The sequence below is a fragment of the Ignavibacteriales bacterium genome (assembly GCA_016709765.1).
Classification (GTDB): domain Bacteria; phylum Bacteroidota; class Ignavibacteria; order Ignavibacteriales; family Ignavibacteriaceae; genus IGN3.
In genome coordinates this window covers 362,194-374,230 of the sequence record JADJMD010000013.1, presented here as the reverse complement: position 1 = coordinate 374,230, position 12,037 = coordinate 362,194, and the positions used below count along the sequence as shown (strand labels likewise).

Sequence of the window (12,037 nt, the reverse complement as noted above, 5' to 3'; positions counted from 1 at the left end):
ACTTGCAATTTTTCAATCATCCAATTTTTCAACAATTCTTTACAATACTTGTTTCACTTATTATAACGTCAATATTGATTTATTATCAGTTATTTCTTGACAAAGTAAAATCTTCTTGATAAATTTAATCGGACAAAAAAATCCGATTAAATCAATTTAATAAAATTCTTTCAATAAAAGTGTAAATACAATATGGCAGAAACAACTAATAAAGAAATGTTGATAGAAGCGATCGGATATCAAAATGGTTCAATCGTTAGTAAACAGATTCTTAAAAAACCCAATGGAAATATTACTTTGTTTGCATTTGATAAAGATGAATCGTTAACAGAACATACTTCGCCTTATGAAGCAGTTGTTTATATGGTTGATGGTGAAATGGAAATTAAGATTGGCGGTAATCCTTATAATGTTAAAGCAGGAGAGATACTTGTGCTACCTGCGGATATTCCTCACGGGTTGAAAGCAACTGTAAAATCAAAAATGTTATTAACTATGATTAAATGACTTTAAAGTGTTTAATGAGATAGTTCATAAAAACTAATTAAGTTGATTACTTATACAGAAAATTTAAGATGAATAAAGATGAATTTGAATCAGTAATATCGGAGTTAAAGCAATGGGGGAACGTATCTTCTTCGGTTTTATATTTTGAAAAGAAAGTTTGTTTGATGAATAACTGGCCATACGCCGAAATATGGTCACCCGATAATGATCAAAAGTTTATGATTTGGTCTGGGCATTGGAGCAATAATGAGGAGTACTTTGAAAAATATTCTAAGTTCAGTTCATTTTTTAAATTTTCAAAGGGAATTGGATTGATAGGACAAGTTTGGCAACAAAAAAAATTACTTTGGATATATGATCTTTATAATGATAAAAATTTTTTAAGAGCTGATCTTGCAGTAAAAAGTAAATTAAACTCAGCAATTAGTTTTCCAATAATACACAACGAAAAAGTAATTCTAATTCTGTGTTTTTTTCTAGAGAAAATTTCTGAAGTAGATATTCATCTAGCAGAGGAAATATTTAGTTATTCTGAAGAAGTCGGGGAGATCATTCAAAAGTTCAATATAAATAACGGAATCTAGTATTTCATATCTGAAAATCAGAATCTAATTAATTGTCTGTGGGTTCTTGACAATATTAAAATAAGTTAATATCTTAAATCAGAGTAAAAAATCCGATTAAGAGATATCGACTAATATTTTAATGAGAAAAATATATTGTATAATCAGATAAAAAAGTCTTATTATAATTATTAAATAAAAAGGAGTGTATATGGATCAGCAAAACAAATTGACTTTGCAGAAGTTATTAATCGCATTTATCATCACATTTTCTATGACATTTATTTCCTGCGGCGATAATGCTCCTCAGGACCCGTCAAAATTTAGTAATACAAAAAAAGTTGTAAATGCAAGTGGTCTTTCGGACTTTGAATTAGAAAATGGTATTGGACCAATTAAACAAAAAATAGAATTAACTGCTATTGATCCGATTCTAGTTAAAAAAGGTCAAGGAATTTTTGAGACTAAATGTGCGGCATGCCATAAACTTGATGAAAGATATGTTGGCCCAGCTCAGCGTGATGTTTTTAAAAGAAGAAGTCCGGAATACATCTTGAACTTTATGCTTAACCCTGAGGAAAATTATAAACGACATCCGGAAGCAAAAAAATTATTAGGCGAATATTTGACTCAAATGCCAAATCAAAATCTTACAATAGATGAAGCAAAAGCAATGCTTGATTATTTCCGAAAAATAGCAGACGAAAAATAACCAATAATAAAAGGCAGCTTATGAAAAACATTTCAAGAAAAACTTTGTTGAGTGCTTTTGGAATTCTATTTTTAATTGCACTAACCTATGCTGGATGCAATCAATCAAAAACTTCACTTTCAGGAAATGAGGCAGAACAAGTTTATGTAGCACCAGGCACTTATGATGAATTTTATCTTTTTACTTCAGGAGGATTCAGCGGACAGATGGGTGTATATGGATTACCTTCTGGCAGGCACTTTAAAACAATTTCTGTGTTTGCACAAAATCCAGAAACAGGATATGGATATTCTGAAGAGACAAAAGCTATGCTTAATACAACGTATGGATTCATCCCCTGGGATGATTCACATCATCCGGAATTTTCTATGACAGACGGTGTACCCGACGGAAGATTTATTTTTATTAACGGAAATAATACTCCACGTGTTGCAAAGATTGATTTAAAGGAATTTGAAACAACAGAAATTATTGAAATACCAAATTCTGCGGGCAACCACGCTTCACCATTCGTTACTGAAAACACAGAATACATTATAGCCTCAACTAGATTTAGCATTCCCATTCCTCAAAGTGATGTCTCAATTTCATCCTACAAGGAAAATTTTAAAGGAACAATCAGTTTTATTAAACTTGATCCAAAGACGGAAAAGATGAATCTGGAATTTCAGATAATTGTACCCGGATTTAATTATGATCTTGCCCACGCTGGTAAAGGTCCATCACACGATTGGGCTTTTTTTACTAGCTACAATAGCGAACAGGCAAATTCACTTCTAGAAATTAATGCTTCAAAAAATGATAAAGATTTCGTTGCAGCGGTTAACTGGAAAAAAGCGGAGCAGTATCTGAAAGAAGGTAAAGCTAAAACATACGATGCTGAGTATTATAGAAATTATGTTGATCATAAAACCCAGATAGCTGTTTCAGAAAAAATAATCAGGTAAAAGTTCTTGATCCTAAAGATTGCCCCGGTATGATGTATTATTTGCCAACACCAAAATCACCACACGGCGTTGATGTTGATCCGACTGGCGAATACATTGTTGCAGGCGGAAAACTTGCATCTGTCATTCCTGTCCATTCATTTACAAAAATGATGAAAGCCATTGAAGAAAAACAATTTGATGGTGAAATTGCTGGCATACCTATTTTAAAGTATGATGCCGTAGTTGCTGGCGAGGTTAAAGACCCGGGTCTTGGACCTTTACATACAGAGTTTGATGACAATGGATATGCATACACCTCAGCATTCATCTCTTCTGAAATAGTAAAATGGAAGATTGGAACCTGGGAAGTCGTTGATAGAATTCCAACATACTATTCAATAGGACATTTGTGCATTCCTGGAGGTGATAGCAAAAAGCCTTATGGCAAATATGTTATCGCGTTGAATAAAATTACAAAAGACAGATATCTTCCAACAGGACCTGAGTTAACTCAATCAGCACAGCTTATAGATATTACGGGAGAAAAGATGAAACTGCTTCTTGATTTTCCAACCGTTGGTGAGCCGCATTATGCACAAGCAATTCCTTCAGACTTAATTATGAAAAACTCTGTTAAGTTTTACAAGATCGAAGAAAATGGAAATCCTTATGCTGTAAAAGGAGAAAAAGATTCACGTGTTGAAAGAAAAGGTAATGAGGTTCATATTTATATGTCTGCGATGAGAAGCCATTTTTCACCTGATAACATTGAAGGTGTTAAAGTTGGCGATGTTGTGTATTTCCATGTAACGAATCTTGAGCAGGATTGGGATGTTCCTCACGGATTCGCAATTAAAGGGATGAATAATTCCGAATTACTAATAATGCCCGGTGCAACACGAACGATAAAATGGGAACCTAAAAAAGTTGGAGTTTATCCATTCTATTGTTCTGACTTCTGCTCTGCGTTACATCAGGAAATGCAGGGATATGTCAGAGTTTCACCTTCAAACTCAAATGTTCCATTAGCTTTTAGTTTAGGAAATTAAAAATTATTTCGGAGGGATGTGATCCCGTCCCTCCAAACGTTTCTAGGATAATGATGAATACTAAATCGAGAATTATGGTTGCAGTTGCTGCACTAATGCTTATTCTAACTTTCTTTTTCCGCTTTGGACCATCGATTTGAATGCCCCGCAGTATCCGGAAGGTTTGGGGATAAGAATTTGGCTCGATCAGATCTCTGGCATGAAACCCAATGATTTGCAAAGCATTAATGGCTTAAATCATTACATCGGAATGAAAGTTATTGATCCTGAATCAATCCCTGAATTAAAGATAATGCCTTACATAATTGTCTTTATGATAGTATTCGGGTTATTAAATGCTTATATGAAAAATAGAAAGTTAATTTATATATGGTTAATTCTTTTTATAATACTTGGAGTAATTGGTATGTATGATTTTTATATGTGGGAGTATGATTATGGGCATCAATTAAATCCAGATGCACCAATAAAAGTGCCTGGGATGACATATCAGCCTCCACTTATAGGCTCTAAGCAATTATTGAATATTTCAGCAGTTTCATTACCATCGACTGCGGCAATAGTAATATTTATTTCTATATTTCTTAACATAGCAGCATTATATGTAGATACAAAAAGTAAGAAGCATGAGAATTAAGAATTTTATTCTGGTAACATCATTGATTACAATTTTAATCAGTGCATGCAGTAAGGGCCCTCAACCAATCAATTACGGAGAAGACGAATGTGAGTTCTGCAAAATGATGGTTATGGATAAACGATATGGTGCTGAGTTGGTTACAGATAAGGGTAAGATTTATTTTTTTGATTCAATAGAATGTTTAGTTGGTTATTTAGATAATAAAAAATTAAATAATAATAATTATTCTTCCGTGTGGGTTGGCAACTATGCTAATCCTGGAAATCTTATAGATGCAAGTATAGCTATTTATTTAAAGAATGACGAACTTCGTAGTCCGATGGGATTGAATGTGCTTGCCGTCGAAAGTGTAGAACAATACGAATCTATTTTTAATCAATACGGTGGAAAACAATTAAATTTTAAGGATTTGTTTGAGCTAGTTAGAGAAATGTAAAATGAGTTTAATCCTCAAAATATTTATAACCAGCTTGCTTATTACACTACTCCTCACGAATTCCCACGCTAAGAAAATTTTCGTTGATAAAAAATCTGACATTAGTACAATCAAATCTGCAATTGCGCTTGCAAAACCTTTTGATGAAATAATTATCGGCGAAGGAATTTATGCTGAGGGAAATATAATTATCGAAAAACCTCTTAGAATAATTGGAAAAAACTATCCAACTATAGATGGGGAAGGACATCACGAGATTTTCACTGTTCATTCAGATAATGTTTTTATAGCAGGCATCGTCTTTAAAAATGCAGGTGTAGATTATCTTAAAGAGAATGCCGCTGTAAGATTTGAGAATGTAAAGAATGGGGAAGTAACCGATTGTAAATTCTATGGAAATTTTTTCGGGATATATCTTGCGAAATCTAATAGATGTAAAATAAAGAACAACCACATCGAATCTTATGGCGAAAAAGAAGCTTCATCAGGGAATGGAATACATATGTGGAATTGCAGAGAAATTGATGTTGCAAATAACAGAATAACCGGACACAGAGATGGCATATATCTCGAATTTGTAAAACAAGCAAACATAACAGACAATTACAGCGCAAATAATCTAAGGTATGGTTTGCACTTTATGTTTTCTGATAGCTGCCACTACTATTCAAATCAATTCGAGTACAATAGTGCCGGTGTTGCAGTTATGTATTCGCACTATGTAGAGATGACAAAAAATAAATTCATGAATAATTGGGGTCCAGCTTCCTACGGATTACTTTTAAAGGATATTACAGATAGTAAAATCACACTCAATCAGTTTATAGGAAACACATCAGGCATTTATATTGAGGGATGCAACAGATCTGAATTTCAAAATAATCTTTTTGAAAAGAATGGCTGGGCAATTAAGTTAATGGCCAACTCGTCAGATAATGTTTTTACTAAAAATAATTTTCTATCAAATACATTTGATGTTTCTACAAATAGCAGACAAAACTTTAATACTTTCGCTTCTAATTACTGGAATAAGTATCAAGGTTACGATCTAGATAAAAATGGAATCGGTGATATTCCATATAGACCAGTAAAGCTTTATTCAATTATGGTTGAACAGAATAAGCCGTCATTAATTTTATTAAACAGTTTATTCATAGAACTTTTGAATGTTGCAGAAAGCGTTTTCCCGTCATTAACGCCTGAAACACTTCTGGATAATACTCCTTTGCTTAGGAGAGTAAATTGATTGCACTAAAGAACATTAAAAAGAGATTTGGAAAATTTCATGTGTTGAAAAATATCTCACTTTCTGTTCAGCCTGGAAAAATTACAGCTATTGTTGGTCCCAATGGTTCGGGTAAGACAACAATCATTAAATCGATACTTGGTTTAGTTAAACCAGATAGTGGAGATATTACTATCAATAGCAAATCAATCGTAGGTGAACACCTTTACAGAAAAAACATCGGGTATATGCCTCAGGTTGCAAGTTTTCCTGAAAACTTAACTGTGCAGGAAGTAATTAAAATGATTTCTGATTTAAGAGATGAAAAAATAAATATTGAATCAAATCTGATCGAAATTTTAAACTTAATTCCTGAAATGAGTAAGCAAATAAAAAATCTTTCAGGCGGAAACAAACAGAAGCTTAGTGCTTACATTGCACTGATATTTAATCCCTCAATAATAATTCTGGATGAGCCGACCGCAGGACTTGATCCTGTTGCTAGCAGTAATCTTAAGCAAAGAATTTTAGAAGAGTGTTCTAATGGGAAAACAATAATTCTTACTTCTCACATTATGAGCGAGATAGAAGAGCTTGCCGATAATATTTTATTCCTGATTGATGGAAGAATTGTATTTGATGGGGAAGTGAAAGACTTAATTGAATCAAGCGGTGAAAACAAATTAGAAAAAGCAATTGCTAATATGATGACAGAAAATGCGAATGGAACTTATAACTAAAATCATAAAATTCGAACTGAGTAATACAATTAGAAGTAAGTGGATAATTGTTTACTCTGTCTTCTTTCTGCTGCTAACATTTCTTTTATTCAATTTTGAAGAAGACACCAACAAAGCGGCACTAAGTTTAATGAACATTATCCTGATTGTAATTCCACTCGTAAGCGTAATATTCGGTACGATGTATGTTTATAACTCAATCGACTATATTCAAATGGTGTTATGTCAACCGATAAATAGAAAATCACTATTTGTCGGATTGTATTTAGGTAACGCAATTCCTTTAGCATTTGGATTTTTATTTGGAACACTACTGGGTGTAATATTAAGTGGTTTTTCATTTTTGGGATATGAATCAATTTCAATTCTGCTCGAGATTGGTTTTGCACTGACATTCATCTTTACTTCAATTGCATTTCTAATAGCCATAAAGGTTTCTGATAAAGCAAGGGGACTCGGGATTGCGATTGTCATCTGGCTGATGCTTTCAGTTATTTATGATGGATTGGTTCTTTTTGTGATATATTATTTTAGAGATTATCCAATAGAAAATATTGTACTGGGAATAAGTCTATTAAATCCTATCGATCTTGCAAGAATATTCTTTATACTCGACTTTAATATTTCCGCTTTAATGGGTTATACAGGCGCATTATTCAACAAGTTTTTTGGAAGTTCACTTGGAACTCTACTATCAATAATTATGATGATTATCTGGTTTGTACTCCCAATGTTATTCGGATTAAAAAGTTTCCATAAAAAAGATTTTTAACTGAAATAAATATGGCATCATTCTTTTCTAAAAAGTGTGAGTATGGATTACAAGCCGTATTATATTTAGCTTCTAAGGGAGATGATTCACTATGCTCAGCGGAGGAAATTTCAACAAAGTTAAACATCCCAAAAGAATTCACTTCCAAAATTTTGCAGGATCTTGCAGAAAAAGAAATAATCATTTCGCGCAAAGGTAGGGTTGGTGGATTTAAACTTGCGGTAAAAGGTGATCAAATAAAACTGATGGATATAGTTGAAGCGATTGATGGATTAGGTATATTCCAAAATTGTGTAATGGGTATTCAAAATTGTAACAAAGAAACAAAATGTCCCATTCATTCGGAATGGATCGAAATTGTTAATAAAGCATATAGGATGTTAAGTGAGAAAACGATTGATAAATTAATTGTAAAATCATTTAACATAATTATTTAATTGTTAATAGGTTAAACCAAAATAACATTACCATTTTAAAAATATTTTCAGCTAAGTAATTCTCAAAACAAAGCTTTCCATTTTAATCCTCAATATTATTTGCTATTCTATATACTTTTGTAACCCAAGCTCTGCTTACATTAAGTCTTCTTGCAAGAGCAGCCTGGTTTAAAACTGTTCCATTATCAATCAATAATTTGTACTCACCTGCCAATATTTTGTAATCAATTTTGGTTCTTTGATTATTTATTATCCTGATTTCAGGCAGGTAAAATCCCTCTGTTAACTGATAGCATTTCTTAAGGCTAAGATCCAAATAATTTGGTAATTCTTCTCTATCAATGGTCAATTTGAGTCTACCATTTGTTGATTTAGCAATAAATAGAGGCAATTCAAGTCTATTTTTTTTTGAGTCGGTATCGTGTTTGCGGAGCCACCTAAAAAGCCCTGATTTTCAGGGCTTTTTCTTTTTTTAATCCACACTACACAAAAATTTAAATTCCAATCTTTTTTAAGATTTAATTTTATTCTATGTAATCAAAAATACACCAGAATATTTTTGAATAAGATTGTTTTCCTTACCATTTATATTTATGTTTTATTCATAATTATTAAGGTAAACGAATATGAAAAATAATTCTGCTATCTTAAAACTATCCCTTTTAGCTGGTTCATTTTATTTTTTATTTGTTTCAATTGCCCATCTATTCGGATTAAAATTTCCTGGCCTATATATTTACTTCCAAATTCCTTCATATGCTTTTCAGGATAAAATAGTTGCATTATTTGCATTAGGATGGTCTATATTTTTTTTCACTGCATTTACAGATCCTGTTAAAAATATTACTCTTGTAAGAGGAATACTTTTCGCAGGTTCTTTTGCTATAATTATCCTCTGTTTTATTAATATCACTACTAATTTTTATCTTTTCAATAATTCCTTGAATACTGCTATTATCTGGTTAGAAACAATATTGCTTTTCGTTTATTGGTTGTGGTTGGTTTTTTTTTATTTCCTCGTAAAAAAGGATTGCATTTAGAGACTAAATCATTAACGTGTAAAATTTTTACATAATTAAGACAATTTTATGACAAGTCTTTCCCTTGAGTCAAATATTTTACTCTCAACCAAAGTGAAGAATTATGATAAACATTATAACTGATATTGAAGAAAATCTCTTAGCTTATATCCAGAAAGAATGTCTGTCTAAAAACAATAAAATTGTTCCAGGATTTGAAGACAATCTTTTTGATGCAGGAATAGTAGATTCAGCAGGATTAATATCATTTATCGCCTACATAGAAAAAGAATATAAGATAACAGTTCCGGACGAAGATCTTCTTCCAGAGAATTTTAAATCAGTTTCAGTTATTGCTAAATATATTCGTTCGCAAAAATATAATTAAATATAACCGAAAGATCTTACATGAGCTTGATAAAAAAATGTCTTGTCTGGGATCTTGACAATACTCTTTGGGACGGTATTTGTCTTGAAGAAAAAGTCAAAGTTAAGCCGGAAATATCCGACACTATTAAAGAATTAGATAGCAGAGGGATCCTCAATTCAATAGCTAGTCGCGGAGACGAGGATCTGGCTTTAAGTATTTTAGAGCAAAATAAGCTTAAAGATTATTTTCTTGTTCCCCAGATTAATTGGTTGCCTAAATCACAAAATATTCTAAAAATATCTTCCGAATTAAATCTGTCACTTGATGCAATCGCTTTTATTGATGACGATAAATTTGAGCTAGAACAGATTTCGTATATGCTTCCCGAAGTATTGACATTTCATGCTGAAGAAGCAAAAAATCTTCCAATGCGTTCCTACTTTTCACCATTAGAAATTACTGTAGAAGCGCAAAAGAGAAGAAAATTGTATCAAGCAGAATTAGAGCGGAAGATAGCAGAAGAGAATTACAAATCGCGTAAAGATTTTTTAATCTCATGCCGTATGAGATTAATACTGAGACCGATGAAGGAATGCGACATCACGAGAGTGCTAGAACTTATGACCCGTACACATCAGCTGAACACTACTGGTTTAATTTTTAGTAAAGACGAATTAATTGAACTATTTCATCAGGGAAATGGGAATACTAATATTGTTGTGACAGAGCTTGAGGATAAATTCGGATGGTATGGCATTATCGGTGTTGCTATGTATGAAACAAAAAACCTTTTATGGAAGCTAATATATCTTGCCATATCGTGTCGCGTAATGGGACGTGGTATTGAGAGAGCTATTTTAATTACTTTGGTTCGTCAGGCTATATCGAATAATTTCAAAGTAATTGAAGCAGATTTTATAGACACTGGTAGAAATAAAATGATGAGAGCGCTATATCAAATGGCAGGATTTGTTGGGAAAAAGAACATTGAAAAATCAAGTCCAATAAAATTTTATACCGTTGAAAATAATCTAGCTCAAATCCCTGAGTGGTTGGAGATAGCATGAAAATTTTACTTGTTGATATTCTACGCACCTCTCTTGAAGAAGTATGGCCCTCTGCAGAACATTCTCTTGGGCTGATGTATTTGTCGTCCTCATTAAAAAATTATTTTAAAGATGCAGTTGCAATAAAAATCTTAACACTTATTTCAAAACCTGGTCAATCTTTTAATGATAGAAAAACATTATTGGAACAACTTAATGAGTTTAATCCAAATGTCGTAGGGTTAAGAAGTTTATCTATTGGTCAGGTTGCATTCCATGAAGCAATCCAGACAATAAAGAAATGGGATATTAAATGTATAGTTGTCGCTGGAGGACCTTACCCAACAGATGATCCTGAAGGTTCACTCAGTTCAGGCTATTTAGACTGCACGGTTATCGGAGAAGGTGAGGCGACATTTAATGACTTTATAGAAAGAATAATTAATAACAAAGAATGGAAAGAGATCGAGGGAATAGCATTCCGGAATAATGGAAAAGTAATAAAGACTTTACCGAGAAAATATCTTGACAATATAGATACACTTCCAATGCCGGATTATTCCTTAATTGATTTAGAGCAGTTTTCTAATCAGTTTCTAACTTTCACATCTAAAATATCCAAACCTCACGCAAACATAATGACCACAAGGGGTTGCCCTTATAGGTGTGCATACTGTCATAATATTCTCGGAAAAAAGTTTAGAGTAAGATCGCCTGAGAGTGTTTTGGAGGAAATCAGATATATTCACGACAATTTTGGAATAACAGACTTTCAGATTATTGATGATATCTTTAATCTGGATATTGAGAGGGCAAAAAGAATATGTGATCTGATCATTCAAAGTAAAATGAAATTGACTTTTTCCTTCCCTAATGCAATTCGTGGTGATAGAATGGATGAGGAATTAATTGATAAAATGGTAGGAGCAGGGACCAAATTCACTTCAATTGCAGTTGAAACAGGGTCCCCAAGACTGCAGAAGCTTATTCAAAAAAATTTGAACCTTGATAAAGTATTTAAGACAATTGAATATACTGCAAAGGCAGGCATAATAACACGCGGGTTTTTTATGCTCGGTTTTCCTACTGAAACAGAAGAGGAACTAAATCAAACAATCGAATATGCTAAAGCATCATCACTTCTTGGAGCTACATTTTTTACTGTCGTTTATTTCCCCGGAACTGAGCTTTATAAATTAGCCCAATCTTTGGGATACTTTAAGAATAGTGATTATAACGTTTCAAGAGATTATGTAAATGTAGGTGAAGGACCATATAATTATAGTCTGAAAACATTAACAGAAATGAAGAAGAAAGCCATTAGAGAATTTGCATTTACCCCAAAACGACTCGGTGAAGCTCTTAAATTGTTACCTAATTACTTTACTCAAAGAGAAATTGATGGCTTTTTTATGGCTTATGTAGTTAGTTCACGTGCTAAATTAGAAGATATAGAAGATAAGGAAGTCAAAAATATTTTAAGAAGATATTTCGTGATAGCTGATAATTTTTCGAAGAAAAATGAATTTTATGTCTGAAAAATATATTACACTGAAAAGCAAAAAGTTTTATGAACAATTTCAGTTTCCCGG

13 protein-coding genes and 2 pseudogenes are annotated in these 12,037 nt (G+C 32.5%); 14 read left to right on the top strand and 1 reads right to left on the bottom strand.

The genetic code is table 11. The features are described from left to right. Positions 1-192: 192 nt before the first annotated feature. The 10 genes and pseudogenes from IPJ23_11285 (at position 193) to IPJ23_11240 (ending at position 8,010) form a co-directional block, all read left to right on the top strand. The gene (locus tag IPJ23_11285; GenBank protein MBK7631261.1) at positions 193-507 is read left to right on the top strand and encodes a cupin domain-containing protein; all 315 of its coding nucleotides are present in this window, start codon (positions 193-195) and stop codon (positions 505-507) included. Between the two features lie 68 nt (positions 508-575). Continuing rightward, positions 576-1,091 (top strand): GAF domain-containing protein, encoded by a 516-nt coding sequence (locus IPJ23_11280; protein ID MBK7631260.1) that lies wholly within the window; start codon positions 576-578, stop codon positions 1,089-1,091. A 190-nt stretch (positions 1,092-1,281) separates the two neighbouring features. Further along, entirely contained in the window at positions 1,282-1,782 is a 501-nt protein-coding gene (locus IPJ23_11275) for a cytochrome c (GenBank protein MBK7631259.1), read from the top strand. A gap of 20 nt (positions 1,783-1,802) precedes the next feature. Further along, a pseudogene (gene nosZ, locus IPJ23_11270) lies at positions 1,803-3,760 on the top strand (Sec-dependent nitrous-oxide reductase). A gap of 53 nt (positions 3,761-3,813) precedes the next feature. Continuing rightward, positions 3,814-4,397, top strand: a pseudogene (locus IPJ23_11265) (hypothetical protein). Further along, on the top strand, positions 4,387-4,836 hold the full coding sequence (locus IPJ23_11260) for a nitrous oxide reductase accessory protein NosL (GenBank protein ID MBK7631258.1): 450 nt from the start codon (positions 4,387-4,389) through the stop codon (positions 4,834-4,836). Before IPJ23_11265 ends, IPJ23_11260 begins: the two are co-directional and overlap by 11 nt. Before the next feature lies 1 nt (position 4,837). Next, positions 4,838-6,082, top strand: coding sequence for a nitrous oxide reductase family maturation protein NosD (gene nosD / locus IPJ23_11255; GenBank protein ID MBK7631257.1), 1,245 nt, complete (start codon positions 4,838-4,840; stop codon positions 6,080-6,082). After that, positions 6,079-6,801, top strand: coding sequence for an ABC transporter ATP-binding protein (locus IPJ23_11250; protein ID MBK7631256.1), 723 nt, complete (start codon positions 6,079-6,081; stop codon positions 6,799-6,801). The genes nosD and IPJ23_11250 overlap by 4 nt, the downstream gene beginning before the upstream one ends. Beyond that, the gene (locus IPJ23_11245; GenBank protein MBK7631255.1) at positions 6,785-7,573 is read left to right on the top strand and encodes an ABC transporter permease subunit; all 789 of its coding nucleotides are present in this window, start codon (positions 6,785-6,787) and stop codon (positions 7,571-7,573) included. The genes IPJ23_11250 and IPJ23_11245 overlap by 17 nt, the downstream gene beginning before the upstream one ends. 11 nt (positions 7,574-7,584) lie before the next feature. Beyond that, entirely contained in the window at positions 7,585-8,010 is a 426-nt protein-coding gene (locus IPJ23_11240) for an Rrf2 family transcriptional regulator (GenBank protein MBK7631254.1), read from the top strand. An 82-nt stretch (positions 8,011-8,092) separates the two neighbouring features. Here IPJ23_11240 and IPJ23_11235 read toward each other — a convergent pair whose 3' ends face one another. Beyond that, positions 8,093-8,359, bottom strand: coding sequence for a hypothetical protein (locus tag IPJ23_11235; protein MBK7631253.1), 267 nt, complete (start codon positions 8,357-8,359; stop codon positions 8,093-8,095). A 277-nt stretch (positions 8,360-8,636) separates the two neighbouring features. Between IPJ23_11235 and IPJ23_11230 the strand changes: the two genes are divergently transcribed. The 4 genes from IPJ23_11230 to IPJ23_11215 all read left to right on the top strand — a co-directional run bounded on the left by IPJ23_11230 (position 8,637) and on the right by IPJ23_11215 (position 11,983). After that, entirely contained in the window at positions 8,637-9,050 is a 414-nt protein-coding gene (locus tag IPJ23_11230; protein MBK7631252.1) for a hypothetical protein, read from the top strand. 103 nt (positions 9,051-9,153) lie between these two features. Further along, complete coding sequence (locus IPJ23_11225; protein MBK7631251.1) at positions 9,154-9,417, top strand: acyl carrier protein; 264 nt, start codon at positions 9,154-9,156, stop codon at positions 9,415-9,417. Positions 9,418-9,437: 20 nt separating this feature from the next. Beyond that, entirely contained in the window at positions 9,438-10,466 is a 1,029-nt protein-coding gene (locus IPJ23_11220; GenBank protein MBK7631250.1) for an HAD-IIIC family phosphatase, read from the top strand. Further along, positions 10,463-11,983: a radical SAM protein gene (locus IPJ23_11215; GenBank protein ID MBK7631249.1), complete on the top strand. Its 1,521-nt coding sequence runs from the start codon at positions 10,463-10,465 to the stop codon at positions 11,981-11,983. The genes IPJ23_11220 and IPJ23_11215 overlap by 4 nt, the downstream gene beginning before the upstream one ends. Positions 11,984-12,037 lie beyond the last annotated feature (54 nt).

Coding starts and splice junctions, on each gene's coding strand:
- IPJ23_11240 (MBK7631254.1), top strand. CDS start 7,585: ATGGCATCATTCTTTTCTAAAAAGTGTGAGTATGGATTACAAGCCGTA.
- IPJ23_11275 (MBK7631259.1), top strand. CDS start 1,282: ATGGATCAGCAAAACAAATTGACTTTGCAGAAGTTATTAATCGCATTT.
- IPJ23_11215 (MBK7631249.1), top strand. CDS start 10,463: ATGAAAATTTTACTTGTTGATATTCTACGCACCTCTCTTGAAGAAGTA.
- IPJ23_11245 (MBK7631255.1), top strand. CDS start 6,785: ATGGAACTTATAACTAAAATCATAAAATTCGAACTGAGTAATACAATT.
- IPJ23_11230 (MBK7631252.1), top strand. CDS start 8,637: ATGAAAAATAATTCTGCTATCTTAAAACTATCCCTTTTAGCTGGTTCA.
- IPJ23_11280 (MBK7631260.1), top strand. CDS start 576: ATGAATAAAGATGAATTTGAATCAGTAATATCGGAGTTAAAGCAATGG.
- IPJ23_11225 (MBK7631251.1), top strand. CDS start 9,154: ATGATAAACATTATAACTGATATTGAAGAAAATCTCTTAGCTTATATC.
- nosD (MBK7631257.1), top strand. CDS start 4,838: ATGAGTTTAATCCTCAAAATATTTATAACCAGCTTGCTTATTACACTA.
- IPJ23_11260 (MBK7631258.1), top strand. CDS start 4,387: ATGAGAATTAAGAATTTTATTCTGGTAACATCATTGATTACAATTTTA.
- IPJ23_11220 (MBK7631250.1), top strand. CDS start 9,438: ATGAGCTTGATAAAAAAATGTCTTGTCTGGGATCTTGACAATACTCTT.
- IPJ23_11285 (MBK7631261.1), top strand. CDS start 193: ATGGCAGAAACAACTAATAAAGAAATGTTGATAGAAGCGATCGGATAT.